Consider the following 25,846-nt stretch of genomic DNA (forward strand, 5'->3'; position numbering starts at 1 on the left):
TCGGTGATCGCGTGGGTGCGGGTGTGGTCCACGGCCCCGGCAGCGATGAGTTGGAGATACTCCACGCAGCGGGAGAGCTCTTCGACGTCGGCGGCGAACGTGGCCGCGCTGGTGTAGCCGGTTGTGGGCAGGGCTTCGCGGGCTGTGACCGCCGCTACGGCGGCCCGTGCGGTCAGGGCAGACACATCCAAAGGCAGATACATTGATTGCCCTGCTGATTGGTCTGCTGCGGGGTAGCCGGGGACGGGCCAAAGGTGCCCTGCCGCACGGACGTGCGGACCGACGTCGGGCGCCGTTGCGCGGGCATGGTGCCCGGCGTCGGGCCCGGCGGAAAGGCGACTGCTGGAGCGGAAGCCCAGAGGCAGCAGGCCCGAAGAGTCCTCGCTCTCCGACACCTGCTCCCCAATGGCTTCCATGACCCCACTCTGCCAAAGGGCACTGACAATCAGGACCCCCACAAATCCCTATGTGGAAAACCCGTCAGTCGGTAGGAGCCTCGGTTGCCTCACTGGGTCGCTGGGTGTCCTTTTGCCAGGGCCAGCGTCCCGTGATCTCCAATTCCAACGAAAAGCTGAGGAACGTCCGGATGAGCACGATGCCAGCCAGGACACCCACGCTTTCGAAGGTGGGAGTGACTGCCACGGTTCGGATGATGTCGGCCGCCACGAGGAGCTCAAGTCCCAGCAGAATGGACCTTCCCAACAGTTGCCTGTACAGCCGGTAGAAGCTCATTTTGGCCGGTGCGCTGGTGGTGCTGGCAGTGCGCATTGACCGCGGCACCTGGCCCCGCAGAGCCATAGGGAGCGACACAAGCGCGCCGATAACCATCACCGCTACACCGGCAAAGTCGACAATCTGCCCCACGGTCTCGATGATGTGCCGGAAATCCACGTGCCTAGCCTCCCACCAAACCTGTCTGACCTGCACCAGAGCTTCGGCGCCGGCTGATTACGGGTGCCGCACGCCGCGCCCGGCGATGACTTCCCTGTACCCTTCCCGGAAGCTGGGAAACGCGAAGGTGAAGCCGGCCCCATGGAGAAGCTTGTTGGAGCAGCGCTTGTTGCCGGCGCGCGCTGGGCCTGCGTCACCCACTTCGGGTTCCGGGAGGCCCAGTTCAGCGGCCAGGAAGCGGAGAATGGAGCCCATATCGGCCGGATCGTCGTCCACCCCCACGTAAACCGGCGCCGGTTCGTCCGCCATGGTTGCGAGATGCACCAGGGCGGCCGCGGCGTCGTCGCGGTGGATGCGGTTCGTGTACCGGATGTCCTGCGGAACCACCGCTGAGCCGCTCCGCACCTGGTCGATCAGCCTCGTACGGCCGGGACCGTAGATACCGCCGAGCCGCAGGGAGACGGCAGCGGTACCGGAACCCGCAAGCCTCGAACGCAGCAGGTTTTCGGCCTCCACCAAGACCCTGCCGGAGAAACCATCCGGCTCCGTTGGCGTCCCTTCGTCCACCCAGCCGCCGCCGGCGTCGCCGTATACAGCAGTGGACGAGACAAAAAGCACCCGGCGGGGGATCACGGCGTCGCGCTCCAATGCATCGAGCACGTGGGCCACGCCGTCCATATAGGCGGCGCGGTACGCGTCCACCCTGGGGGCGTCGGCGGCCACGGCAATGACGACGGCGGACGTGTCCGCCGGGACCGCCGGCAGCTGGGCGGAGCTCAGGTCAGCCGCGACGCCTTCGATGGCTGCCGGAAGTTTGGAGGGGGAGCGGCGCCAGCCGACAACCCGGTGGCCCAGGCCGGCGAACCGAAGCCCGGCCTCCGTGCCCAGATCGCCGCAGCCCGCCAAAAGGATCGTCATGGGTTACGGTGCCTCCACCGGGAAGAACACGCGCGGGTCCTGCAGGAGCGCCGGGTAGGCGAACGCGGAACGGTCGATGATCTCGGTGACCGTGAAATGCCTGCCGAACCGGCCGTCGTCCAGGGTGATGGGCCGGCCCGTCACTTGGCCCACGGCGAACTTGGCGCCCTTCTCGAACGGAACGGCAACCGGCGTCTTTCCCGGCAGGGTGGAGAAGGCTTCCTCCTGCGCGAGCCGCTTGCGGGTGGGCTTCTTGGCCGGCGGCTTGGGTGCGGCCTTCCGCGACTGCTTGGAGGGCCGCCGGGACTTCTCCTCGAGGTACACGGGGCTGTAGTCGTCGTCCGAGCCCGGTGCGCCCGCCGCGGCAGCGTTTCCCCGGCCCACGGGCGGCAGCGCCACGGTGTCCAGTGTCTGGGGATCGACGTCGGCGTGCGGGTCCCGGAGGATCCACAGGATCTCGCCCTCGGGTTCCTGGGGCAGGAACTCATGCCGGGGTTCGGGCCAGATGTAGTCCATCTCCGGAATCGCGTCGGAGAAGAGCGGGCTGTAGAACTTGGAGTCCTTGTGGACCAGCTTGGACCGGTGGCTGAGGTGGAAATCCGGATCACCAAGCCACGGCGGCAGCAGGATCTTCGACGCGTAATCCGGGTGGGCGGCCTGCGGGGCGAACTCGGCAATGTTGGCGCGGGTGTTGTCCGGGTGGCCGCGTTCCATCCACTCGTCCACCATGGCCAGGCCGTACATGGTGAGGGCCGGGACGTAGCCCATCCACATCCGGATCGCGGGGTGGGTCTGCCATCCGTATCCGGGAAGGACCAGCGCACGGAGTGTCTGGAGGGCCTCCACCCGCTGCTTGCCCAGCCGGGCGGTGTCCAGTGCAGCGGCGCTCTGCCGGAAATCAGGGTACGGGAGGAAGGTTTGCATCCATTCAGTCTGACGGCACGTTGCTGATGTGCCAATTGCAGTGCCGGGCGCCACAGGAAGGCAGGCCGGATGTCCAAATAGTGGACGGTTACATACTCGCGGGAGGGTGAACCACTAAGATCACCGCAACCCATCCCGCGTTTTGGAAGCTACCTCATGACATTCTCAGCTGAAAACCCCGCCTCCCGCCCCGCGCAGCCCCGCTACGGACTGATGCTCGGTCCCGAAGCCAATGGCATCCTGGTCCTCGATGAGTTCACCATCGACCCCGCCGCTGCCCGCCACGAACAGCACGGCTTCCGGGCCGGCATGGCCACCGTCGCCAGGACCATGCGCCGCATTGCCGCCCTTCGTGTGGTGATCGCCCTTGTGGCCATCGGCAACCTCCCGCTGTTCCTGCTCTCCAGCGGATGGTGGATCTACGCCGTCTCACTGGCCCTCGTCCTCGCGGTGCACACGGCAGTGACGCTGTTGAACCGCCACGAGCCGCGCCTGAAGCAGCGCTCCGCACTGGAACTCCACCTGCACCGGGAACGCAGCGCCAACTACCGCAAGGTGCGCGACGCCGTGAAGTACATGATCGATACTCCGGCACGCATGAACGAACACCTCTACCTGGAGCTGCTCGCCGTCAAGCGCGTGGCACTGAACCTGGCGCACGGCACCGTGGCCCTGCTGGACACCTCTGACGACTCGGCCTGGAAGGTGCGCATCGTCCGGGAGATCCCCGCCAGCTAAAGCTGCAGCACCTGGCCTTAGCGTCCAAGGCAGAAAATTAAAGAGAACGACGCCGGTACATCCCTTGTGGGGGCGTGCCGGCGTCGTTCTATGGTCAACGGAATTTGTCTATCGCCGACCGGTTTTGGGGCCCGCTAGGCGGGGAGCTGGAGCACCTGTCCTTCGAACACCAGGTTGGGGTCCGAGATGGTGTCCAGGTTGGCGTCGGCAAGGTGCTGCCAACCGCCTGCAACGCCAAGCTTATCGGCGACGATGCTCAGGGTGTCGCCGGCTTCGAGGGTGTAGGTCTCGCCGCTGAGGGCTACGGAGGTAGCGTGCCGGGCGGGTGCCTGCGCGGCGGGCGGCGCTTCCACGGGTGCGGCTTCGACGGCCGCGGCCTGCACGGGGGCCGCCTGGACCGAAGCCTGCTGCACGGGTGCCTGCTGGACCGGAGCCTGCTGGACCGGGGCGCCGCCGCCGCCGTTCAGGCCGAGCTGGGATGAACAGGACGGCCAGGCGCCCCAGCCCTGGGAGGCCTGGACGCGCTCGGCCACGGCGATCTGCTGTTCGCGGCTGGCGTCTGCCGGAGAACCGGAGCCGCCGTAGGCCTGCCAGGTGCTGGACGTGAACTGGAGGCCGCCGGAGAAGCCGTTGCCCGTGTTGGTGGACCAGTTGCCGCCGCTCTCACACTGGGCCAGCGAGTCCCACGTTGACGTGGGGGCGGCCGCGTTGGCAGCGCCGGTGGACAGGGCGATGCCCGCTACGGAAATAGCCGCCACGGTGGCTCCACGGCGCGCAACAGTACGGAAAGAGGATTTATTCATGGTGGTGATGCTCCTGAAGGCCACCAGCGCTGGCTCCGTCCCCGAAGATCGTCGCGCTACTGCCCGCCCCTGACAAATAGAGGTCAACGTCGGTGGCTGCCGCTGGGCAGTTCTGGTGAAGGCAGCACCTGGCATTCATGCGCCCGCCGGACGGGCATGCATTTCACGCTAAAACATAGCCCTGGCGTTATCAAATCGAGATAGGTGCTGAGTTCCGCAGCGCGGGCACGGACAGTTGCACGGGCTGCCGACGGCTGCGGCGGCCTCCACGCGGGTGCACGGCTCCGAGGCCCGGGCAGGCGGGAATCCTCATGGGGGATTATCCTGACCGGATGGAAAACTTTGAGGGTGAGCCCGTTGCGCCCGAAACCGAAGTGTCAGGATCCAATGCTGCTGTTCCGGCCCGGCTCCTGCCGGTAGCTGAACTGCACCTGCACATCGAAGGCACCCTGCAGCCTGAACTGATCTTTGCCCTCGCGGAACGCAACGGCATCACCCTCCCGTACGCGGACCTTGACGAGCTGCGCCAGCGGTACGAATTCACCGACCTCCAGTCCTTCCTGGACCTGTACTACGCCAACATGGCCGTGCTGCAGACCGAAGAGGATTTCGCGGCCATGACCCACGCCTACCTGGAACGTGCGGCGGCCGCCGGTGTCCGGCATGCCGAGATCATGCTGGACCCGCAGGCCCACCTGTCCCGCGGCATCTCGCTGGAGACCTGCGTCAACGGCGTGGCATCCGTGCTGGCCACCTCGATGGAGGACTTTGGGATGTCCACCATGCTGATCGCCGCCTTCCTGCGCGACCTCCCCGAAGAGTCGGCACTCGAAGTTTTGGACGCCCTGCTGGCCATGGACGCACCGATCGGTGCCATCGGCCTGGATTCTGCGGAGGTGGGCAACCCGCCCGCAAAATTTGAACGCCTCTACGCCAAAGCCCGCGAAGCAGGCCTGCGGCTGACGGCCCACGCAGGCGAGGAGGGGCCGGCGTCGTACGTTGTTGAAGCCCTGGACGTCCTGGGTGTGGAACGCATCGACCACGGCATCCGCTGCATGGACGACACCGACCTGGTGGAGCGCCTGGTGGACGAGCGGATCCCGCTTACGGTCTGCCCCCTGTCCAATGTCCGGCTCCGCACCGTGGATACCTTGGCCGACCACCCGCTGCCGGCCATGCTGGCCGCCGGACTCAACGTGTCCGTGAACTCTGACGACCCCGCCTATTTCGGCGGCTACGTGGACGACAACTTTGCCCAGCTGGAGGCCGTGTTCGAGCTCTCTGAATTCGACAAAGCCAGGCTGGCGGCCAACTCCATCCACTCGTCGTTTGCGTCCGAAGAACGCAAGGCCGAGCTGCTGGAGGAACTGAACAGCGGGGAACTGGCGCACTGACCCGGGCCTTGCGCGTCCCGGCTGCCCAATCTCCGGCTAAACTTGGTCCCGCAGGCGGGTCAGGGACATGCGGGAGAAATCCCGCGGCAGCGCAAGAAATGGTCGAGCAGCCGGCCTTACCCGAGACCGCCGCCTCAGTTGTTGTGACTTGCGCTTCATAGTCGGTCACGACACGCAGAGTTAACCAATTAAAGTCGCGCGATTTAACGGGCACTTGGCAAGATGCTCTCATCGGATCGCTCACACACTAGGGGAATCATGGCCAAGTCCACCGCAGAAAACACCTTCCTTCGACTCAAGACCGTGCTGGATGTCCTGACCGAAGGCGTGTGGTCCGGTGATGCGCTGAATGCTGGCCAGGTCCTGGCGGAGTCCACGGCACGCGTGCCGTTCAACGAGCACGAAGCCGAGCTGCTCAGCGGCGGGATTCCCCGCGGACACAAGACCCTCACCTCGGCCACCGCCAAGCTGGTCAAGGCCGGCTGGCTGATCAAGGGCCGCTCGGGCTGGACCATCACCGAAGACGGCATGCGCGCCACTGTCGCCTACCCGGATGCTGTCTCCTTCGCTTCCGCGCTCGACGCCGGCACTCCCGTTCCGGCCGACACCCCGGTTCCGGCAGCACCCGCCGGGTTCGTCCGTCCGGTGTCCGCCGCTGCCGCCACCCTTGAGGTGCCGGCAAAGGATGACGCCAAGAAGGCTCCCGCGAAGAAGGCGCCGGCCAAGAAGGCTGCCTCCGTTGTGGGCAAGGCAGCCAAGGCGATCGAAGACGCCGTCGAGCCCGTGGTGAAGGCCGTGCGCAAGAAGGCTCCGGCCAAGGCCGAAGCCGCCGCACCTGTCGCGGCCGAGCCGTTCGAGGGTCCGGACGTGGAGACGCACCCGCAGCCCGAGGCCGTGGCTCTTGCCGGTGACTTCAACACCATCCTGGGTGCCCCCGAAAACTGGGCGCCGCAGTACGACGAGGCCCAGATGGAGTTCGACTTCCTGGACCAGCTGTGGAAGAAGAGCGCCGAACTGCCGGCCGGCCACTACACCTTCAAGATCGCGCTCAACCGCTCGTGGACCGAGAACTACGGCGCATTCGGGACGTTCGATGGCCCCAACCACGAACTGCACCACTCCGGCGGCACCGTGACCATCCGTTACAACCACTCCACGCGCGACATCACCATCAACTAAGCGGCATTGCACCCAACTGGGTAGCAGCAGATGTCGTTTTGAGCCCTCATAACGACATCAACTGCCACCCAGTTGGGAGGGCGGCTGCCGAGGAGGCCTACCCCATGGCACGCCACGCAGAACCAACCGCCGACGGGCCGCCGGCTGGCCAGGTTCGTTTGACCGCCCGCGTGTTCGGCGTGGTGCAGGGTGTGGGCTTCCGGTACCGGACCATGGGTGCAGCCGAGGAGCTGGGCCTGACCGGAGAGGTGAAAAACCTCGACGACGGTTCGGTAGCCCTGGTTGCCGAGGGCACCGGTGACCAGGTGGGGAAGCTCCTGGACTGGCTGAACTCGGACCGAGCCCCCGGCCGGGTGGAGCGGGTGGACCACTCCATGTCAGAACCCAAAGGATCTTTCAGGGACTTCCGGGCACGCTGAGCCCGATGAAGGCGCCCAGTTCCTCCAAGGCGGCCGGCTTGTGCGGCATGTAGTTCGTGAGCTCGGGGGAGCGGACGATAACTGCCCGCCACTGGCCACGTGACACCGCCACGTTGATCCTGTTCCGGTTCAGGAGGAATTCAGCACCCCGCGGAGCCTCCGCCACCGCGGAGCAGGCCATCGATACCAGCACCACCGGTGCCTCCTGGCCCTGGAACTTATCCACCGTTCCCACGCGGACGTCCGGCAGGCCGGCGTCGGCCAGTTCCTTGCGGATGAGGTGGACCTGGGCGTTGTACGCGGCCACCACCAGCAGGTCCTGCTGCTCCAGCGGCCGGGCCGCGGCTTCCGGCCCGGGCGTCCATTTCAGGCCCAGGTGACGGTGTGCCTGCCGTACTACCTCCGCCGCTTCCTCTGCCGAGCTTGTCGAATTGCCGGTGTGCTGGACGAATATGGTCTCCACGCCCGGCGGCACGGTTTCCAGCTGACGCAGGGACGCGGCCGGCGCGGACTGGAGCTTACTTTCGTAGCTGAGCCTCGATACCGCAGCACACAGGGCCGGATGCATCCGCCAACTGTCAGCCAGGAAATATCCCAACCGTGCGGGCAGGGTGGCGTGGCCGGTGGCCAGCCAGCCGAGGGCCGAATCATCCACCGGCTCAGGATGGGCACCCTGCGTCACCTGGGGGAGCTGCTGGGGATCCCCCAGGAGGAGGAGCCGCTTCGCTGCCCGGGAAACGGCCAGCGTGTTGGCCAGGGAGAACTGTCCGGCCTCATCGATCACCAGCAGGTCCAGGGAACCGGCCGGGACTTCCTTGCCGGTCATGGTCCATGCCGTTCCTCCCACCAGGCCGCCGCCGGCAGACTCCAGCAGCCGTGCGACATCGCCGTCGGCCGTAGCTTTCCACGGAACCTCGTGGGGCGCAGAGAGCTTTTTTGCTACCCGAGCGGGGTCCACCCCGCCCTTTTCGATGGCCCGGCACAGCAGGTTCTCCACCACGTTGTGCGATTGGGCCACCACGCCCACCTTCCAGCCTTCGCCGACGAGTTGGCCGATCACGTGCGCCCCAACATAGGTCTTGCCCGTGCCGGGCGGCCCCTGGACTGCCAGGTAGGAACGGTCCAGGTCCCGCAGCGACACTGCGATGGCGCCTGCATAATCGGCAGCGCCATCGGCCCCGTGCTGAACCTCAACCGGGCCGGACAGCGTATGGAACCGCGGCGGCAGTTTGCGAAGGATATCCAGGCCCGGCTGCGCGGGCAGTGACGGAACTGTGGAGCCCACGGCCCGGGCAAGCTCCGCAAGCGCGGCCTCGATACTCACCGTCGCCAGCGGCTGGTCCTCGGTCAGGGCCACCGGGAGATGCGGGTACGCCTGCACCTTCCCGGACTCACGTTCGGCGATGGTGATGAGGGTGTAGGCCCGGTTATCCGGTGCAGGCTGAAGGTCGTGGATGCGCGTCCCAAAGCTGAACGCCCGGGCTCCCGGCGCTGCATCCGGCGCCGCCATGCCCTCCGGCGGAGGGGAATCGTAGAGCCGGCACCAGGTGGAGTCCGCACGGAAGTCAGAGCCTTCGGTCATGATGCCGCGGAGTTTCAACACCCGGGTACGCATCCGCTCCCGCGGCTTCGCCAGCGCCCAATCGGAGGACACCTCGGCAGACTCCACCACGAACACATTGCGCTGATCGGACCAGCTCTCCAAGGGAGCCTCCACCCGGTCAAAGTGCTGCCACCAGAACTGCTTGCGTTCACGGCGGTGGTAGCCGGTGGCCGCCGCCACCATGGCGATGGCCCGTTCATCGTCCGTCCAGGGGCGGTTGTCCGGCAGGCCGGCAAGGTACTCGTGAAGCCGGCCCTCCTCCAGGGATTCGTCCTGCGCGTCCCCGCGTCCCGTGGTGGCAGCGCCAATCTCACCCGCTCCGGACCCCGTGCCCTCCCGCGCTTCCACCTGAAGTCCGGAATCGGCCTGTGGCCGGATGTCCAGCAGCCAGTCACGCAGGCGCAAGGTGGACAGGCAGTCGTACTGGTTGTAGTCGGAAATGGAGGCAAGGACGGCGTCCGCCTCGGCCTGGTGCCAGGCATCGCGGGCGGCGCAGTAGGCCGCGTAGGCCACCACGGATGCCCCGGCATCCTTGACGTCCCCGGACCGCAGGTTGTCGCCCATGTACAGCGGCTCGAGCTTCTTGATGGAGTAGGACGCCTCGGAGATGCGCAGCGAATGCTTCACCGTGGCGTAGAGGTCTACCAGAAGGCCTTTCCGCAACCAATCGTCCACGGTGTCTTCGCCCGCCTGGTGCGCCAGGGACAGGTTCCGCAGCGCCGTCTTCTCGTAGGAGGCGTAGTGATAGACGTGCATGTCCGGATACTTCCTGCGGCGGTTCTCTACGTACTCGAGGAAATCCAGGAAGGCCTTCCGTTCCCCGGACCGGGAATGGGCCCAGAAGGGCCGGAACACCGGATCACCTCCAGCGCCGGCGACGGGTGCCTCGATCACACCGAACAGGTACTCGATGCCCCAGACTCCTGTTGCCGGATCCTGCCAGAGCGGATCGCCCTCAAAGTCGAAGAAGATGTCCCCGGCACTCGGGGCCGGCAGCGTGCCGATGGTGTGCTCCGGCAGGACACTGTAGGAGACGGTGTGTGGCTCGCCGTCCTTCGTGAACGTCCGGGACCCGGCTGCAGTATCGAACCCCAGCTGCATCCTGGCCTGGGCGCGGAGCCGGGCTACTGAATTCTTCGCCGCAGAAGCTGGCATGGCAGCGAGTTCGTCGATGCTGGTAATGCCGGCCGCGTGGAGTTTCCTGCGCTGGACCACCGACATTCCGGCGACCATGAGGAGGTCGCGGTGCAGGCTGACCTGTTCTGCGCAGTAGTCGCACCGGCCGCAGTGGACGATACCCGGCTGCTGCCACTGGACAGCCCCGCCGCCCTCGCGGTGTTCCGCGGTGAGCTGGCGGAAGCGCCGGCGCCTTTCGCGGAAAACGGGGAGCAGGTCCGGCAGTGAGTGGCTGCTGCGCAACCAGTCATCACCTACGCGGGTGCCCAGCACGAGGGTGACCACGGGTGAAGGCTCCAGCCCCATCCCGAGGAGCTGGTTACCGTAGGCCGCCAGCTGCAGCAGCGCGCCCACCTTGGCGTGCCGGGCCAGCTTGGTGTCCCAGACCTCGTACCGGCCCGGCAGCCCGGTTCCGGCGGCCTCGTTGACCAGGAAGTCCGCATAGCCGAGAAACTCGCCATCGAAGAAGGTGGCCTGGAAGACGACGTCGGCCCCGGAGCGCAGCGCGAGCTCGGTTTCGGCGTGCTTTGCCTGGAGTTCCCCGCGGACTGTGTTGCCGCGCTCCAGGGAGTAGACGCCCGCCCCGCGGCTGGCATCCCAGGTTCCGTATCTGGCCACCAGGCTGTCCAGGACGGTCTGCTCGTGCCGGTCGCCGAGCTCGCCGGCACGGACCCGCATCTCGTCCGGAGGGAACTCGGCTTTGGCGGCCCGGCCCAGTTTTTCGTCCAGGACTCGGAGCGTGCGGTATTCACATTCGCTGGCCGCCACAAGGTCGCTGGCGGAGAACACCAGGTCCGGCGCAGCACCGGCACCGGCACTGACATCGGCTTCGAGCAGGAACACGGGGCCTCCCCATTGGACAGCGGGGCCGGGGGACGGTTCCCCAGGCCCTGGTTTACAGCTGCTTCAAACGTAGCAAGAGGGGCCGACAATCAGCGCTCAGGCGAGGCGGGCAACGCTCCGGCGGGTGGGGCGGCGGGCCGAGCCATCGGAAAAAAGTTCAGGAGTGGCCTCCTGGATCCGCTGCACGTCCTCGAAGACTCCGCGCAGGTGCAGGCGGAGGCAGCTGTCGGCGTCGGGAACGTCATTGGCTTCGAGGGCATCCACCACAGCGGTGTGCTGCTCAATCAGCGTGGCTACCGGTCGCGTCTCCAGCAGGCTCATCCGGCGGGCCCGGTCAAGGTGCGCCTTGGCGGAGTTGACCGCGCTCCAGGCGGATTCGTGCCCCGCGAGGCGCAGGAGTTCGCGGTGGAAGTCCTCGTCCAGCCGGAAGAATTCCTCGATGTCGCCGCCGGCATCAGCGGCGGACTGGGCGGCAAGGATCTCACGCAGGCCGGCGATCCCGGGCCCGTCCACGATCAGGTCGCGCAGGGACGCGCATTCGATGGCTTCGCGGACAAACTGGGCTTCGGATACCCGGCTGAGGTCCACCAGCGAGACGAAGGAGCCGATCTGCGGGAAGACCTGCACCAGGCCTTCCTCCCGCAGCAGGATCAGGCTCTCGCGGACGGGGGTGCGGCTGACGCCGAGCTCCTGCGCCAGTTCGTTCTCAGACAGGGGCTCGCCAGGGGGCAGCTGCAGCGAGATGATCCGGCGGCGCAGCGTTTCCAGCGTCTGGTCCCTGACCGAAAGCCGGGGCGCTGAGCTTCTCTTGTCCGTTGCCATGACCCAAGTTTAGCCTGTTGACACACTAGAATGGTAGTGCTTGTATGGTAGTAGAAATCGACCCGCTGCCAGTCCACACGTCCTGGTTCCCGGCGGTTCCCTTCCCGCCCCGGCAGCCGTTAACTGCCTCATCCCCAACTGCTTGACCCCCCTTCGAACGCATCGCCTGCAAAGGAGCAACAGATGACCGAGAGCATTGCGCCCCCCAACACCAAGAAAGAGTCCCGCTCCACCCGGGACCTGGCCAAGGTAGCCGTGTCCGGGTGGCTGGGAACCGCCATGGAGTTCATGGATTTCCAGCTGTACTCCCTGGCCGCGGCCATTGTCTTCAACAAGATCTTCTTCCCGGACGTCAGCCCGGTCATCGGGCTTATCGCCGCCATGGCAACCTACGGCGTGGGCTACGTGGCCCGCCTGGTGGGCGCCGTTTACTTCGGCCGCATGGGCGACAGGATCGGCCGCAAGAAGGTCCTGTTCATCACCATCGCCCTGATGGGCGCCTCCACCACGCTGATCGGCGTGCTGCCCACGTACGCCATGATCGGGATCTGGGCGCCCATCCTGCTGGTGGCCCTGCGCCTCATCCAGGGCTTCGGGGCCGGCGCCGAAATCGCCGGCGCCACCGTAATGCTGGCTGAATACGCCCCCGCCCGCCGTCGCGGACTGATCTCTTCCCTGGTGAGCCTGGGCACCAACTCGGGAACGCTCGCAGCTTCTGCCCTCTGGGCCATCCTGGTGGCCGTCCTGTCCGAGGAACAACTGCTGAGCTGGGGCTGGCGCCTTCCGTTCCTGGCCAGTTTCCTGCTGATGATCTTCGCAGTGTGGATCCGGCGCTCCCTCAAGGAAAGCCCGGTCTTCGAACAGCGCGCCGACGTGGTGGACGGCGTCGCCCTCTCCAAGGACGAAATCGCCGGACAGGACGCCAAGCGCGGGGCGGCAGCTGCCGCAGCAACCGGCACCAGCACCATCGAAGCCGCCCTGCACCAGAAGAAGGGCAAGGCCTTCCTGATTGCCCTGGGCCTGCGCTTCGGCCAGGCAGGCAACTCAGGGCTCATCCAGACGTTCCTCATCGGCTACCTGGCCACGGTGCTGCTCATGGACAAGACCATCGGAACCACGGCCATCATGTACGGCTCCATCCTCGGCTTCGTCACCATCCCGGTGATCGGCATCCTCGGTGACCGGTTCGGACGCCGCCCCCTGTACCTGGTGCTCAGCTCCCTCACGGCCCTGTTCGCCATCCCCATGATGATGATGGTCACCAGCGGCAACCCGACGCTGGTCATGGTTGCTGTCATCGTCGGCCTGAACTTGGGCGTGCTGAGCCTGTTCGCGATGGAGAGCGTCACCATGGCGGAGTTCTTCGGTGCCCGCACCCGCTTCACCCAGCTGGCCCTGGCGAAGGAAATCGGCGGCATCCTCGCCACCGCCATCGGCCCCATCCTCGCCGCCACGCTCACCGCCGTCACCGGCCACTGGTGGCCGCTCGCCGCAATGCTTATCGGCTACTCGCTGATCACGCTCGTTTCCGCAGCAGTCGGTCCCGAGGTCCGCGGCCGTGACATGGTCCGCCTGGAGGACGCCGTATGAAAGCAGTGGTGGTCCACGGCGCCAACGACCTCCGCATCGACGAACGTCCCGAGCCGGTGGCCGGTCCCGGAGAAGTAGTGCTCGACGTCGAATGGGGCGGGATTTGCGGATCCGACCTTTCGTACTGGCGCCACGGAGCCTCCGGGACGGCGGCGCTGAAGTCACCGCTGGTCCTGGGCCACGAGGTGGCGGGACGGATCGCCCAGCTTGGCGCCGGCGTCGAGAACCTGGAAATCGGCCAGCCGGTCACGGTGCACCCGGCCGAACTGGTGGGCGACGGCGTCATGCCCGGCCGCCTCAGCGGAAGGACCAACCTTTACCCGCAGATCCGCTACTTCGGCTCAGCGGCGTTCGATCCGCACACGGACGGCGGCTTCAGCGAGCGGAAGGTTGCCAAGGCATTCCAGGTCCGCCCGCTTCCCGACGGGGTGGACACCCTCCGCGGGGCGCTGGCCGAACCGCTGGCGGTTGCCATGCACGCGGTCAGCCGGGCAGGAAACCTCGAAGGCCGGGACATCCTGGTCAACGGCGCCGGGCCGATCGGGTCGCTCGTAATCGCGGCGGCCAAGTACGCCGGGGCCAGGCACATCATCGCCACGGACATCAACGACGCTTCGCTGCGGATCGCCAAGGCGATGGGCGCCGACGACGTCCTGAACGTCTCCGGCAACGCCCTTCCGGCCGATGTGGAGCTCGTGTTCGAGGCCACCGGAATCCCGGCGGTGCTGGGCGGAGTCCTCCGCGCCACCGCCCGCGGCGGCACCATCGTGCAGGTGGGCAACCTGCCTGGAACGGCCGCCGCCGCTGCCCTGGGGGACCTGGTCACCCGGGAAATCACGTGGATCGGCTCCTACCGGTTCGTTGACGAGATCACTGACGCCCTGCACGCCATGGCGAACGGCCTGGACGTCTCCCCGGTCATCACTCACAAGTTCGGCATTGATGACGCCGCCGAAGCCATGCGGACCGCGGTGGATCCTGCCGCGGACAGCAGCAAGGTCATGCTCCGCCTCAGCGGATCCTGACCCCCGGCCCAACTGAGTAGCAGTAGATGCCGTTATGAGCCTTTCAAAGCGACATCTGCTGCGACCTACATTGACCAACCACCCTGAATTGAAGGACCACCAGTGAAGATCACCGACGCACGGGTTGTGGTTTCGTCGCCCGGACGGAATTACGTGACGCTCGTTATTGAAACCGAGGACGGCATCACCGGCATCGGCGATGCGACCCTCAACGGCCGCGAACTGGCGGTCGCCTCCTACCTCAGCGAGCACCTCTGCCCGCTGCTGATTGGCCGCGACGCCCGCCGCATCGAGGACGCCTGGCAGTACTTCTACAAGGGGGCTTACTGGCGCCGCGGCCCGGTGACCATGACGGCCATCGCGGCCATCGACGTCGCCCTCTGGGACATCAAGGGCAAGGCCGCCGGGATGCCGGTGTACGAGCTGCTGGGCGGTGCCGCCCGTGAGGGCGTGATGGTCTACGGCCACGCCAGCGGGTCAACGCTGGAGGACCTCAGCAAGGACTTCCAGCACCATCTGGACCTCGGCTACAAGGCCATCCGGGCCCAGGCCGCCGTGCCGGGGCTGGACAAGACCTACGGCATCGCCCCGGTGGACGGAAAGCTGTACGAACCCGCCAGCGGCAACGTCCCGCAGGAAGACACCTGGGAAACCACGTCCTACCTGGACTTCGCACCCAAGATGATGGCCCACGTCCGCGAACAGTTCGGCTACGGCGTCCACGTCCTGCACGACGTCCACCACCGCCTGACCCCCATCGAAGCGGGCCGGCTGGGCGCCTCGCTGGAAGAGTACCGGCCGTTCTGGATCGAGGACCCGACGCCGGCCGAGGACCAGTCCGCGTTCCGCCTGATCCGCCAGCACACCACTACGCCCATCGCCGTGGGCGAGGTGTTCAACTCGATCTGGGACTGCCAGCAGCTGATCACCGAGCGGCTGATCGACTACATCCGCACCTCCGTTTCGCACGCCGGCGGCATCACGCACCTGCGCCGCATCTTCTCCCTCGCAGACCTCTACGGCGTCCGCTCCGGCTCGCACGGCGCCGGCGACCTCTCGCCGGTGTCCTTCGCCGCAGCCCTGCACGTGGACATGTCCATCCCCAACTTCGGGGTCCAGGAATACATGGGCCACCGCGACCCCGCCAACGAGGTTTTCAGCACCTCCTACACCTTCGCGGACGGCTACATGCACCCCGGGGACGCCCCCGGCCTCGGCGTAGAGTTCAACGAGGAAGCCGCCGCACGCTTCCCCTTCGACCCCAAATACCTGCCGGTGAACCGGCGCCTCGACGGATCGGTGCATGACTGGTGAACGGCATTTCCAACGCTTTCGATGTGGTGGTGATGGGGGAGATCCTCGTTGAGGTCGCCACCGACCAGCCGTTCGGCCACGGCGTTCCGGCGCAGCTGGGGATCTCCGGCGACGCCCTCAACGTCGCCGCCGCCGCAGCGTCGGCCGGTGCCACGGTGGGCCTGCTGGCAGTCCTCACCGATGACGACCTGGGCCAGGCCATCGCCGCCCGGATCGCCGAACTGGGCATCTCCACAGACCTCCTGGCATTCCGCAGGGGACAGCAGGGCGTCTACCTGGTGCACAGCGACCCCGACGGCGAACGCGAGTTCTCCTACGCCCGCACCGGCAGCGTCGGGTCCACACTGGGCCCGGACGACGTCGACCCCGCAGTCTTCGCAGCGGCAGGGGCCGTGGTGGCGGGCGGCATCGCCTGCGCCATTTCCGCGACGTCCCGCGCCGCCGTCGTGAAAGCCGCCTCGCTCGCGACGCGCTTCGTCTACGATCCCAACTACCGGCCCCGCCTCACCTCCGTGGAAAACGCGACGGCGGCACTCACCGAACTGGCGCCGCAGGCCTTCCTGGTCACGCCGTCCCACCCCGGCGAAACGGGTGCGCTGCTGGGGGTTTCCTCGGCGGAAGACGCCGCCGCAAGGCTCCGGGCTCTCGGCACCGGCAACGTGGCCGTCACCTGCGGGGCGAAGGGAGTCCAGCTCGAATCCGACGCCGTCTCGGCCTGGGTTCCGGCCATTCCGGCGCCCGCGGTGGTGGACCAGACCGGCGCCGGTGACGCGTTCGTGGGCACCCTGACCGCACGCCTTATTTTGGGCGATGACTTCCCGACGGCGGCGCGTTACGGCGCTGCCGCATCCTCCCTCGTGGTGGGCGGCAAGGGCGGCACGGGCCTCATTCCCACGTTCGAGCAGACCCGTGCGCATGCCGCCGGCAGCCTGGAAGGAACAGCACCATCGAACGCCTGAGCCTCACCGCCCTGGCAAGCACGGGCCACAAAGTTGCCCTGCAGCGGGACCAGCTGCAGCCAGGAATCGTCCACCTGGGACTCGGTGCCTTCGCCCGTGCCCACACCGCCGTCTTCACCGAGGACGCCATGCTCGCCGCCAACGATCCGCAGTGGGGGATCGTGGGGGTGACCCAGCGCTCGGACACCGTGGCACGGCAGCTCGCACCGCAGGATGGCCTCTTCACGGTGGCCGAACGCGGCGAGGGCGCCGCCCCGGCACGGATCGTCTCCAGCATCGTCGAAGCCATCTCCGGGCGGGACAACCCGGAACTGGTGGTGGACCGGATCGGCGCTGCGGCCACGAAAATCGTCACGCTCACCATCACCGAAAAGGGCTATCGGTTCGATGCCCGGACCCGCACCCTGGACCTGGACGACCCCGAAATCCAGGCCGACCTCGCCGGAAGGCCGCCGCGCACCGCCGTCGGCCAAATCACGCGGGGGCTGCAGCAGCGGGCCCGCACCGGCGCCGGACCCATCACCGTGGTGTCCTGCGACAACCTGCCCGGGAACGGCGAACTGACCGGCACCCTGGTCCGGAACTTCGCCGAGGCCCTGCCCGCCCCGGAAAACGAAAACCTGTTGGTCTGGCTTGACGCCAACACCGCCTTCCCCTCCACCATGGTGGACCGCATGGTGCCCGCCACCACCGACGGCGACCTCGCCGCCGTCGGACACGAACTGGGCCTGCGAGATGACGCCGCTGTGGTGGCCGAGCCGTTCAGGCAGTGGGTCATCGAGGACACCTTCGCCGCCGGCCGGCCCCGCTGGGAGGACGCCGGGGCCCTCTTCAGCACCGACGTCGCCGCGTGGGAATCCGCCAAGCTGCGGCTGCTGAACGCCAGCCACTCGATGCTGGCCTACCTCGGCCTGGCCGCGGGCAAGGAAACCATCGCCGACGCCGTGGGCGTGGACGCGTTCCGCAAGGCCGTCCGGCGCATGATGCTGGAGGAAGCCCTGCCCAGCATCACCCTTCCCGACGGGCTGGACGGCGGACAGTACTGCGACGAGGTGCTCCGCCGGTTCGCCAACCCCGCCCTCGGCCACACCACCGCGAAGGTGGGCAGCGACGGATCGCAGAAGGTGGGGCTCCGGCTGCTGACCACCGTCCGGGGAACGCTCGACGCCGGCCGCGAACCGAAGTGGGCCGCCCTCGCCGTCGCCGCCTGGATGCACCACGTGGCCACCACCCCGGAAACGGACCTGAACGATCCGCTGGCGAAGGAACTGCACGCGGCCCTTCCCGCGAGCGAATCCCGCACGGCGGACACCGTGGTGCCGGCCCTGCTCGGATTCCGGCCCGTCGTCGAGCCCGCACTGGCCGGGGACGAACAATTCCGGGACCTTCTCCTGCGCTGGTACCGCATCATCGACAACAGCAAGGCTTCCAACAACGGGCTGGAAGGCCTGGGAAATGAGATCAACCATGGCTGACGCATCCGGCGTCCTCGGCGTTTCACCGGTCATCCCGGTGGTCACCATCGACGATCCCCAGGACGCCGTGCCCCTGGCCCGCGCGCTGGTGGACGGCGGCGTGAAGATCATCGAGCTCACCCTCCGGACCGCGTCGGCACTCACCTCGCTGAAGCTGATCGCCGAGGAAGTGCCGGAGATCCTGGTGGGTGCCGGCACCATCCTCACCCCTCAGCAGGCCGGCGACGCCGTGGCCGCAGGTGCCCAGTTCCTGGTCAGCCCCGGGGTCACCTCCGCCCTGCTCACCTCGATGCTGCGACTGGACGTCCCGGTGCTGCCCGGGGTGGCGACGGTGGGTGAGGTCCTGGCCGTCCTGGAACAGGGGCTGGACACGATGAAGTTCTTCCCTGCGGGCCCCGCCGGGGGCCCGAAATACCTCGCGGCCATCGGCGCGCCCGTGCCGCACGTGCAGTTCTGCCCCACCGGCGGCATCAGCCTGGCCACCGCACCGGACTACCTGAAGCTGCCCAACGTGGCCTGTGTGGGTGGCTCATGGCTGACCCCGGCAGACGCCGTGGCGGCCAAGGACTGGGCCCGCATCACCACCCTGGCGGGCGGAGCAGCAGCCCTCGCCCGCTAACCCCCAAAAAACTAGGTAGCAGTTGATGTCGTTCTGAGCCCTCAAAACGACATCAACTGCGACCTAGTTGGGGGGGGAGGGTCGGGGGTCAGCCGTTGGCGTCCGCCCGCACCTGGGCTTTGTCGTGCTCGTCGTGGGCCTTGCGGATCAGGGCCAGGAACTCGGTTTCGTTCCGAACCAGGCGCTTGTACTTCTCCGGGAGCTTGCGGATCTGGTCCTCCTCGCGGACCATTTTGGCGAAGATCTTGTCCCGCTCCGCCATGTCCGTTTCGTAGTTCAGGTCTACGTACTCGGTGGCGTGCCGCCGCGCTCCGGAGACGGCGTTCTTGGCCTTGCCCTTGGGGCTGAAGATGGACGCCAGGATGGTGAGTACCAGCACGCCGAGGATCACGCTGAGCGACAATCCGGTGCTGACCTCCACCACGTTGACGTGCTCGCCGTCGTTGATGAACGGCAGGGTGTTTTCGTGCAGGGCGTGCAGGATGAGCTTGACGCCGATGAAGCCAAGGATCACGGCCAGGCCATAGGAGAGGAAGATCAGGCGGTCCAGCAGCCCGTCGATCAGGAAGAACAGCTGCCGCAGGCCCATCAGCGAGAATGCGGTGGCGGTGAAGACGATGAACACGTTCTGGGTCAGGCCGAAGATCGCCGGGATCGAGTCGAGGGCGAACAGGACGTCGGTGCCGCCGATCGCCACCATCACCAGCAGCATGGGCGTCAGGACCCGCTTGCCGTTCTCCATAGTGAAGAGTTTGTCGCCGTCGTAATGCTCGGACGCCGGCAGGAACTTCTTGGCCAGCCGGACCACGAAACTTTCAGAGTCGTCGTCGTGGTTGTCAGGCTTGAGCAGGTTACCTGCCGTGATCAGCAGGATCAGCCCGAAGATGTAAAAGACCCACGCGAAGCTGTTGATCAGTGCTGCGCCCAGGAAGATAAAGGCCGTGCGGGCAATCAGTGAGAAGACGATGCCGAACAGCAGCACCTTCTGCTGGTCCGCCCGGGGCACCTTGAAGCTGGCCATGATGATCAGGAACACGAACAGGTTGTCCACGGACAGGGCCTTCTCCGTGACGTATCCGGCGAAGTACTCGGTACCCATGGTGGGCCCGCCGAAGAGCAGCACCCCCAGCCCGAACAGCAGCGCGATGCCCACGTAGATCGCCGACCAGATGGACGATTCCTTCAGCGTGGGGGTGTGCGCCTTGCGGACGTGGAAGAAGAAGTCGAAGGCCAGCAGCCCCACGATTCCCGCGATGGTCAGGGTCCAGACATAAAAAGGAACTTCCACGCGGCGGCCTTTCGTTGGAACGTGTCCCTGAAGCTTACTAAGCAGGCTTCAGGAGTTTATGCTCCAGCACGGCCGAACGCGACAGGGTTTTGTAGCCCTCCTGCTCGAACAGCACGGTGATCACGTCGTCCTCGTGCCGCATCACCAGGCCCTGGCCCCACTCCTTATGGACCACTGCGGACTGGAGCGGGAACGGATCGTCGGCCGCCGCGGGACCCGGCCCGCCGCCGTCGTACTTCTTCTTCCCCTTCTTGCCGCCCTGGTTTCCGGAGCCGGGCCCATCGGACTCGTCCGGCCGGCGTGCGGCCTCGGCGCAGGCGTCGCAGTTGTTGCACGGCGCCGGCAGGTCCTCGCCGAAGTAGTTCAGCAGGAACTGGCGCCGGCATCCGTCCGTTTCGGCGTAGGCCCGCATCATGGTCAGGCGGGACTGCTCCACGCGCTGCCGGGCTTCGGCGCGTTCGACGGCGGCCGCCGCCAACGCGGGCAGCTTGGCTTTGGCGGCGAGGCGTATCCCGCGCTTACAAGTGGTGACCGAGCCCGCCTCCTCGAGTTGGTTCACCAGACCCGTGACCCGCCGGGTCGGGAACCCGGTCAGCTCCGCCAGGGACGATCCGGGCACGGGCGCGCCGGCATCCTTGAGGACCTTCAGTACCCTGAGCAGCTTCTCCGGATCCGGGGTGCTGGTGCTGAAGAACTTCCGCAGGCCCAGGTCCTCGGAACGGTAGTGCAGCACCGCGGTGGCAGGTTTGCCGTCCCGGCCCCCACGGCCGATCTCCTGGTAGTACGCATCCAGGGACTCCGGGATATCTGCGTGCACCACGAAACGGACGGCGGGTTTGTCGATGCCCATGCCGAAAGCAGTGGTGGCCACCACCACGTCCAGTCCGTCCGCCAGGAAAAGTTCGTGGATGCGCTCCCGTTCCGCGGCGGCCAAACCGGCGTGATAGGCCTCCGCCCGGAGGCCTTCCGCGGCGAGCTTGGCGGCGTACTTTTCGGTGTCCTTGCGGGTGGCGGCGTACACCAGGCCCTGTCCGTCGCGGGCCAGTGCGGCCACCTGGTGGAGGACGGCGCTGCGCTTGTCCTTGTCCTCATGGTGGCGGACCACGTCCAGGCTGATGTTGGGGCGGTCAAAGCCGTGGACCAGCACCAGCGGGTCCTTCATGCCCAGCCGCTCAACGACTTCGTCCCGCACCGGGGGAGAAGCGGTGGCAGTCAGGGCCGCCGCGGGCGGGTTGCCCAGCCGTTCCCGGACGGCGCCCAGGCCCAGGTAGTCGGGCCGGAAGTCGTGGCCCCAGGAGGAGACACAGTGGGCCTCGTCCACCACGAACAGCGAGACCCCCATGCGGGCCAGGCGCTCTACCGTGGCGTCCTTGGCCAGTTGCTCCGGCGCCAGGTAGAGGAACGCTGCCGTCCCGGACTCGGCGGACTGCCACGCGGCCTCCACTTCGGCGTCGCTGTGGGATGAGTTGATGGCGACGGCGGCGTCCCCGCCGAGGTCCGCGGCCAGGCCGTCCAGCTGGTCCTCCTGCAGGGCGATCAGCGGTGAGACCACGACGGCGGGACGTCCCGTTGCGCTGTGCAGGTACTGGGCCGCCACCTGGTAGATGGCGGATTTGCCGTAGCCGGTGGGCATGACGGCCAGGACATCGCGGCCGTTAACGAGCGCGGACATTCCGGCAAGCTGGCCGTCCCGAAGGTCCGGGAGGGAAAAAGTGGATGCCGCGAGGGCGGCGAGGGCGTGCTGGTCTGGCATGGTGCTTCTCCGCGTTGAGGTGCCAGGCCGCTTGCTTCAGCCGTACAACCCACCCTAACGCCGGCCCGGTGCCGCCGCAGGCCGTGCCCTTGACTTCCGCGGATGGCTGAACAACTGTGGAAAGAGAGGAAACTGCCGAAGCAGCCGGTGGTTTCCCGGACCCGGCGAGGACGCAAGGAGAACGCATCGTGGTGCGCGAGAACCCCAAGGTTGAAGAGCCCGACGAATCCCAGCTCGAGGTCACCGGGCATCCCAAGGCCTGGGCTGCCGGTGTTCCGGGTGTTTACCACTCGATGAAGCCGGCGCTGGAGCACATGGGCGTGGACAGGACCCGGAAGACGCTGCTGGCGCTGAACCAGAAGGACGGGTTCGACTGCATGAGCTGCGCCTGGCCGGACCCGGGCCACCGCAAGACGTTCGAGTTCTGCGAGAACGGGGCCAAGGCCGTCACCTGGGAAGCAACCCCGGTGCTGGTCGGCAGGGACTTCTGGGCCGAACACCCTGTCAGCGAGCTGCGGCAGCGGTCCGAGTACTGGCTGGGAATGCAGGGCCGCCTGACCGAGCCGGTATACAAGCCGGCGGGGGAGGACCACTACCGACCGGTCAGCTGGGAGCAGGCGTTCGGCATCCTGGCGGACAAGCTGAAGTCGCTGCGCGATCCCAACCAGGCCACCTTCTACACCAGCGGCAGAACCTCCAACGAGGCCGCGTTCCTGTACCAGCTGTTCATCAGGGCTTTCGGCACCAACAACCTTCCCGACTGTTCCAACATGTGCCACGAGTCCTCTGGCTGGGGCATGGGCCAGACCATCGGCGTGGGCAAGGCAACTGTCTCCTACAACGACTTCGAAAAAGCCGACCTGATCATCATCATGGGCCAGAACCCTGGCACCAACCATCCGCGCATGCTCACCGCGCTGGAGGAAGCCAAAGAGGCCGGCTGCAAGATCGTGGCCGTCAATCCGCTGCCCGAAGCGGGGCTGATGCGCTACAAGAACCCGCAAAAGGTGAAGGGCATCATCGGCCACGGCACGGATTTGGCAGACCAGTTCCTGCAGGTGCGGATCGGCGGGGACATGGCGCTGCTGCAGGCAGTCTCCAAACGGGTGCTCGACGCCGAGGCCGCCAACCCGGGCAAGGTCCTGGACCACGCCTTCCTCGAGGAGCACTGCGAAGGGCTCGAGGAGCTACGGGCGCACCTGGCGCACCTCGACGACGGCGCCGTCCTGGCGGCCACCGGCCTGCGCACCGAGGAAATCGACGAACTCGCCGCCCGCTACCTCGCAGCGGACCGCGTGATCATCACCTGGGCCATGGGCATCACGCAGCAGAAAAAGGGCGTGGCCACCATCAAGGAGATCATCAACCTGCTCCTGCTGCGCGGCAATATCGGCAAGCCGGGCGCCGGGGCGTCCCCCATCCGCGGCCACAGCAATGTCCAGGGCGACCGCACCATGGGTATCTGGGAGCAGATGCCGCCCGCGTTCCTTGACGCGCTGGGCCAGGAGTTCGCGTTCGAGCCGCCGCGGGAGCACGGCCTGGACGCCGTCCAGACCGTCCGCGGAATGCGCGACGGCGGGATCAAGGTTTTCGTGGGCCTCGGCGGCAACTTCGTGGGAGCCATTTCGGACACCGCGGTGGCCGAGGAAGCCATGGAGAACACCGAGCTTTCGGTCCAGATTTCCACCAAGCTCAACCACTCGCACGCGGTCACCGGTGCCGAGGCGCTGATCCTGCCCACGATGGGCCGGACGGAGATCGACCGGCAGGAAACCGGGCCGCAGTTCGTGTCTGTGGAGGATACGGTCTGCGCTGTGCACGCTTCCCACGGCACTGTGGAACCGGTGGCCCCGGGCCTGCTGTCCGAAGTGGCGATCATCTGCCGCCTGGCCGCCGCCGTGGTGCAGGACCGGAGCTCCGCGGACTGGGCAGGATTCGAGAAAAACTACGACCTCATCCGTGACCACATCTCCCGTGTGGTCAACGGCTGCGAGGACTACAACCGCAAGATCCGGCAGGACGGCGGCTTCGTCCTGCCCAACGGCCCGCGCGATTCCCGGACCTTCCACACCCCCACCGGCAAGGCCATGCTCACGGTCAACGAACTCGAACACGTGGACCGGCCCGAGGGCACGCTGATCCTGCAGAGCATGCGCTCGCACGACCAGTTCAACACCACCATCTACGGCAACGACGACCGCTACCGGGGGATCAGGAAGGGCCGCGAGGTGGTGTTCGTGAACCCGGTGGACCTTGCCGAGCTGGGCTTCGAGGACGGCCAGCGCGTGGACATCCACGGTGTTTACACGGACAACGTGGACAGGGTGCTCAGGAACTACCGGATTGTCTCCTACCCGTCCGCCAGGGGCTGCGCTGCCGCCTACTACCCCGAGGCGAACGTCCTGGTGCCGCTGGACAGCGTGGCAGAGGGCAGCCAGACGCCGGCATCAAAGGCCGTTATCGTGCGCCTCGAGCTGGCAGCCGTGCTGGAAGAGGAACCCACCGCCGGAGGCTAACCCCGTCCGGTGCGTGACAGGCCCTGGCTGCATGGTCGGCACCTGGCCGCACGGACGGCGGTGGCCCGCACGAAGGGTGCGGGCCAACACCTGTTGTGCGGGCCAGGGCCGTTTCTGCGGCTACTGGGCTGTGTCGGCCCAGCCCTTGCTGGCCGGGCCGCCGTCGTGCCCGTCATCGCACAGCTGGAATGCCACCCTTGCGGCCTTCTCAACCGCGGCTGCCGCGGCGTCCTTGTTGCCCGCGCTGCCGGTTCCGGCGTGCAGCCCGGCGGCGTAGCCCACCATGAATGTGGTGACCGGGGCGGCGGCATGGATCACCGACTCCGCGGATTTCCGGGCCAGGTCCAGGAGGAGCTCCTGGTCTACCTTGAGGTCGAGGATCTGCAGTGCCTGTGCCAGCCGGTGGCTCCACTGGTCCAGGACCTGCGCCTCGTCGTCGTTGACTGCCATGGTTCTCCTTGCGTCAGTTATCGATGGTGGACATGTTGGGGTAGCGGGCGCCCGCCGTGGATCCTGCCGGTGCCAGCCGGTCCAGCAGGTCGAGGTCCTCCCGGCTGAGCTCCACGTCGACGGCGCCCAGGTTCTCGCGCAGCCGCTCGCGTTTCTTCGTTCCGGGAATCGGCACGATGTGCTCACCCTGCGCCAGCAGCCAGGCGAGAGCCAGCTGCCCGGGTGTGCACTGCTTGCCTTCGGCGAGTTCCCTGACGCGGTCCACCAGTTCAAGGTTCTTGGTGAAGTTTTCGCCCTGGAACCGTGGGGAGTGCCTGCGGAAATCGTCCGCTGCGAAATCCTCCTCGCTGCGGATCTGTCCGGTCAGGAAGCCGCGGCCCAGCGGGCTGTAGGGGACGAAGCCAATCCCGAGCTCCTCGAGGACCGGGAACACCTTGGTTTCCGGCTCGCGTTCCCACAGGGAGTACTCGGTCTGCAGGGCCGTGATCGGGTGCACGGCGTGGGCCTTGCGGATGGTGTCCGCGGACGCTTCGGAGAGGCCCAGGTGGCGTACCTTCCCGGCCTGCACCAGCTCCGCCATGGCACCCACGGTCTCCTCGATGGGGACTGTCTTGTCCACCCGGTGCTGGTAGTAGAGGTCGATGTGGTCCACGCCCAGCCGCTCCAGGCTGGCGTCGCAGGCACGCCGCACGTAGTCCGGGTGGCCGTTGATGCCAACCCAGGAACCGTCCTCGCGGCGTTCGTTGCCGAACTTGGTGGCGATCACCACGGCGTCGCGCCGGCCGGCGACGGCCCGGCCAACCAGCCGTTCGTTGGTGAAGGGGCCGTACATGTCCGCCGTGTCCAGCAGGGTGCCGCCTGCGTCCAGGAATTCGTGGATGGTGGCGACGGACTCCTGCTCGTCACCCTCGCCGTAAAACTCGCTCATGCCCATGCAGCCAAGGCCCAGGGCAGAGACGCTCAATGATCCGATGGTACGGGTCTTCATTCGGTTCTCCTCAGCGGTAGAACTGCTCCGCACCCACCACCACGGGGGTGCAAAAGCCTTTGGGTGCAGCGTACGCCCCACTGGCAAGTCCCCTGAAGTGTGCCGTCCTAAACATGGGGTGCGCACCCCTAGACCAGTCCAGCGGGCCTGCCTAGACTG

At 67.0% G+C, this 25,846-nt stretch carries 21 protein-coding genes and 1 pseudogene; 11 read left to right on the top strand and 11 right to left on the bottom strand.

The window, feature by feature from the left end:
* The 4 genes and pseudogenes from AC1DBN_RS18320 to AC1DBN_RS18335 all read right to left on the bottom strand — a co-directional run.
* Positions 1 to 416, bottom strand: a pseudogene (locus AC1DBN_RS18320) (hypothetical protein); the annotation flags it as partial.
* A 64-nt stretch (positions 417 to 480) separates the two neighbouring features.
* Positions 481 to 891, bottom strand: a complete 411-nt coding sequence (locus tag AC1DBN_RS18325; protein WP_477723835.1) for a DUF1622 domain-containing protein — start codon at positions 889 to 891, stop codon at positions 481 to 483.
* A 57-nt stretch (positions 892 to 948) separates the two neighbouring features.
* Positions 949 to 1,809: an NAD-dependent epimerase/dehydratase family protein gene (locus AC1DBN_RS18330; RefSeq protein ID WP_477723836.1), complete on the bottom strand. Its 861-nt coding sequence runs from the start codon at positions 1,807 to 1,809 to the stop codon at positions 949 to 951.
* Between the two features lie 3 nt (positions 1,810 to 1,812).
* Positions 1,813 to 2,733: an MSMEG_6728 family protein gene (locus tag AC1DBN_RS18335; RefSeq protein WP_477723837.1), complete on the bottom strand. Its 921-nt coding sequence runs from the start codon at positions 2,731 to 2,733 to the stop codon at positions 1,813 to 1,815.
* Positions 2,734 to 2,889: 156 nt separating this feature from the next.
* On the opposite strand from AC1DBN_RS18335, the gene AC1DBN_RS18340 reads away from it, so the two are divergent.
* Positions 2,890 to 3,471 carry a hypothetical protein gene (locus AC1DBN_RS18340; RefSeq protein WP_477723838.1) on the top strand — a complete coding sequence of 194 codons (582 nt, stop codon included), beginning with the start codon at positions 2,890 to 2,892 and terminating at the stop codon, positions 3,469 to 3,471.
* A 134-nt stretch (positions 3,472 to 3,605) separates the two neighbouring features.
* Here the strand turns inward: AC1DBN_RS18340 and AC1DBN_RS18345 are convergent, their stop codons facing one another.
* Positions 3,606 to 4,274 carry a transglycosylase family protein gene (locus tag AC1DBN_RS18345; RefSeq protein WP_314216223.1) on the bottom strand — a complete coding sequence of 223 codons (669 nt, stop codon included), beginning with the start codon at positions 4,272 to 4,274 and terminating at the stop codon, positions 3,606 to 3,608.
* Between the two features lie 332 nt (positions 4,275 to 4,606).
* Here AC1DBN_RS18345 and AC1DBN_RS18350 point away from each other — a divergent pair, with 332 nt between their 5' ends.
* The 3 genes from AC1DBN_RS18350 (at position 4,607) to AC1DBN_RS18360 (ending at position 7,266) form a co-directional block, all read left to right on the top strand.
* Positions 4,607 to 5,668, top strand: coding sequence for an adenosine deaminase (locus AC1DBN_RS18350; RefSeq protein ID WP_477723839.1), 1,062 nt, complete (start codon positions 4,607 to 4,609; stop codon positions 5,666 to 5,668).
* 258 nt (positions 5,669 to 5,926) lie between these two features.
* The gene (locus tag AC1DBN_RS18355; RefSeq protein ID WP_477723840.1) at positions 5,927 to 6,847 is read left to right on the top strand and encodes a pullulanase X25 domain-containing protein; all 921 of its coding nucleotides are present in this window, start codon (positions 5,927 to 5,929) and stop codon (positions 6,845 to 6,847) included.
* 104 nt (positions 6,848 to 6,951) lie between these two features.
* Entirely contained in the window at positions 6,952 to 7,266 is a 315-nt protein-coding gene (locus tag AC1DBN_RS18360) for an acylphosphatase (protein ID WP_091718598.1), read from the top strand.
* On the opposite strand, the gene AC1DBN_RS18365 is transcribed toward AC1DBN_RS18360, so the two are convergent.
* Both AC1DBN_RS18365 and AC1DBN_RS18370 read right to left on the bottom strand, forming a co-directional pair.
* On the bottom strand, positions 7,244 to 10,888 hold the full coding sequence (locus tag AC1DBN_RS18365; RefSeq protein ID WP_477723841.1) for a TM0106 family RecB-like putative nuclease: 3,645 nt from the start codon (positions 10,886 to 10,888) through the stop codon (positions 7,244 to 7,246). The genes AC1DBN_RS18360 and AC1DBN_RS18365 overlap by 23 nt on opposite strands.
* A 96-nt stretch (positions 10,889 to 10,984) precedes the next feature.
* Positions 10,985 to 11,710, bottom strand: a complete 726-nt coding sequence (locus AC1DBN_RS18370; RefSeq protein WP_091718602.1) for a GntR family transcriptional regulator — start codon at positions 11,708 to 11,710, stop codon at positions 10,985 to 10,987.
* Between the two features lie 183 nt (positions 11,711 to 11,893).
* Here AC1DBN_RS18370 and AC1DBN_RS18375 point away from each other — a divergent pair, with 183 nt between their 5' ends.
* From AC1DBN_RS18375 to eda, 6 genes are all read left to right on the top strand, one after another.
* Complete coding sequence (locus AC1DBN_RS18375; RefSeq protein ID WP_091718604.1) at positions 11,894 to 13,300, top strand: MFS transporter; 1,407 nt, start codon at positions 11,894 to 11,896, stop codon at positions 13,298 to 13,300.
* The gene (locus AC1DBN_RS18380) at positions 13,297 to 14,325 is read left to right on the top strand and encodes an L-idonate 5-dehydrogenase (RefSeq protein ID WP_091718606.1); all 1,029 of its coding nucleotides are present in this window, start codon (positions 13,297 to 13,299) and stop codon (positions 14,323 to 14,325) included. Before AC1DBN_RS18375 ends, AC1DBN_RS18380 begins: the two co-directional genes overlap by 4 nt.
* A gap of 102 nt (positions 14,326 to 14,427) precedes the next feature.
* The gene (manD, locus tag AC1DBN_RS18385; protein WP_477723842.1) at positions 14,428 to 15,639 is read left to right on the top strand and encodes a D-mannonate dehydratase ManD; all 1,212 of its coding nucleotides are present in this window, start codon (positions 14,428 to 14,430) and stop codon (positions 15,637 to 15,639) included.
* A gap of 32 nt (positions 15,640 to 15,671) precedes the next feature.
* Positions 15,672 to 16,598, top strand: coding sequence for a PfkB family carbohydrate kinase (locus AC1DBN_RS18390; protein WP_477723882.1), 927 nt, complete (start codon positions 15,672 to 15,674; stop codon positions 16,596 to 16,598).
* A gap of 74 nt (positions 16,599 to 16,672) precedes the next feature.
* Positions 16,673 to 18,073 (top strand): mannitol dehydrogenase family protein, encoded by a 1,401-nt coding sequence (locus tag AC1DBN_RS18395; protein WP_477723883.1) that lies wholly within the window; start codon positions 16,673 to 16,675, stop codon positions 18,071 to 18,073.
* Positions 18,066 to 18,692 carry a bifunctional 4-hydroxy-2-oxoglutarate aldolase/2-dehydro-3-deoxy-phosphogluconate aldolase gene (eda, locus tag AC1DBN_RS18400; RefSeq protein ID WP_477723843.1) on the top strand — a complete coding sequence of 209 codons (627 nt, stop codon included), beginning with the start codon at positions 18,066 to 18,068 and terminating at the stop codon, positions 18,690 to 18,692. The genes AC1DBN_RS18395 and eda overlap by 8 nt, the downstream gene beginning before the upstream one ends.
* A gap of 88 nt (positions 18,693 to 18,780) precedes the next feature.
* Here the strand turns inward: eda and AC1DBN_RS18405 are convergent, their stop codons facing one another.
* Complete coding sequence (locus AC1DBN_RS18405; RefSeq protein WP_314216209.1) at positions 18,781 to 19,980, bottom strand: TerC family protein; 1,200 nt, start codon at positions 19,978 to 19,980, stop codon at positions 18,781 to 18,783.
* Between the two features lie 37 nt (positions 19,981 to 20,017).
* Complete coding sequence (locus AC1DBN_RS18410) at positions 20,018 to 21,733, bottom strand: RecQ family ATP-dependent DNA helicase (protein WP_314216208.1); 1,716 nt, start codon at positions 21,731 to 21,733, stop codon at positions 20,018 to 20,020.
* Positions 21,734 to 21,921: 188 nt separating this feature from the next.
* On the opposite strand from AC1DBN_RS18410, the gene AC1DBN_RS18415 reads away from it, so the two are divergent.
* Positions 21,922 to 24,249: an FdhF/YdeP family oxidoreductase gene (locus AC1DBN_RS18415; RefSeq protein WP_477723844.1), complete on the top strand. Its 2,328-nt coding sequence runs from the start codon at positions 21,922 to 21,924 to the stop codon at positions 24,247 to 24,249.
* 120 nt (positions 24,250 to 24,369) lie between these two features.
* On the opposite strand, the gene AC1DBN_RS18420 is transcribed toward AC1DBN_RS18415, so the two are convergent.
* Together AC1DBN_RS18420 and AC1DBN_RS18425 are read right to left on the bottom strand one after the other, a co-directional pair.
* Positions 24,370 to 24,699 (bottom strand): DUF6457 domain-containing protein, encoded by a 330-nt coding sequence (locus tag AC1DBN_RS18420; RefSeq protein WP_091718621.1) that lies wholly within the window; start codon positions 24,697 to 24,699, stop codon positions 24,370 to 24,372.
* Between the two features lie 13 nt (positions 24,700 to 24,712).
* A complete protein-coding gene (locus AC1DBN_RS18425; RefSeq protein WP_477723845.1) occupies positions 24,713 to 25,687 on the bottom strand; it encodes an aldo/keto reductase in 975 nt (324 codons plus the stop codon).
* Positions 25,688 to 25,846: the final 159 nt, after the last annotated feature.

The sequence above is a fragment of the Pseudarthrobacter sp. 10T415 genome, assembly GCF_056394175.1.

Bases quoted from the DNA above. Each gene is read 5' to 3' on its own strand.
- AC1DBN_RS18330 (WP_477723836.1), bottom strand. From the start codon at position 1,809: ATGACGATCCTTTTGGCGGGCTGCGGCGATCTGGGCACGGAGGCCGGG.
- AC1DBN_RS18335 (WP_477723837.1), bottom strand. From the start codon at position 2,733: ATGCAAACCTTCCTCCCGTACCCTGATTTCCGGCAGAGCGCCGCTGCA.
- AC1DBN_RS18340 (WP_477723838.1), top strand. From the start codon at position 2,890: ATGACATTCTCAGCTGAAAACCCCGCCTCCCGCCCCGCGCAGCCCCGC.
- AC1DBN_RS18345 (WP_314216223.1), bottom strand. From the start codon at position 4,274: ATGAATAAATCCTCTTTCCGTACTGTTGCGCGCCGTGGAGCCACCGTG.
- AC1DBN_RS18350 (WP_477723839.1), top strand. From the start codon at position 4,607: ATGGAAAACTTTGAGGGTGAGCCCGTTGCGCCCGAAACCGAAGTGTCA.
- AC1DBN_RS18355 (WP_477723840.1), top strand. From the start codon at position 5,927: ATGGCCAAGTCCACCGCAGAAAACACCTTCCTTCGACTCAAGACCGTG.
- AC1DBN_RS18360 (WP_091718598.1), top strand. From the start codon at position 6,952: ATGGCACGCCACGCAGAACCAACCGCCGACGGGCCGCCGGCTGGCCAG.
- AC1DBN_RS18370 (WP_091718602.1), bottom strand. From the start codon at position 11,710: ATGGCAACGGACAAGAGAAGCTCAGCGCCCCGGCTTTCGGTCAGGGAC.
- AC1DBN_RS18375 (WP_091718604.1), top strand. From the start codon at position 11,894: ATGACCGAGAGCATTGCGCCCCCCAACACCAAGAAAGAGTCCCGCTCC.
- AC1DBN_RS18380 (WP_091718606.1), top strand. From the start codon at position 13,297: ATGAAAGCAGTGGTGGTCCACGGCGCCAACGACCTCCGCATCGACGAA.
- AC1DBN_RS18390 (WP_477723882.1), top strand. From the start codon at position 15,672: ATGGGGGAGATCCTCGTTGAGGTCGCCACCGACCAGCCGTTCGGCCAC.
- eda (WP_477723843.1), top strand. From the start codon at position 18,066: ATGGCTGACGCATCCGGCGTCCTCGGCGTTTCACCGGTCATCCCGGTG.
- AC1DBN_RS18410 (WP_314216208.1), bottom strand. From the start codon at position 21,733: ATGCCAGACCAGCACGCCCTCGCCGCCCTCGCGGCATCCACTTTTTCC.
- AC1DBN_RS18420 (WP_091718621.1), bottom strand. From the start codon at position 24,699: ATGGCAGTCAACGACGACGAGGCGCAGGTCCTGGACCAGTGGAGCCAC.
- AC1DBN_RS18425 (WP_477723845.1), bottom strand. From the start codon at position 25,687: ATGAAGACCCGTACCATCGGATCATTGAGCGTCTCTGCCCTGGGCCTT.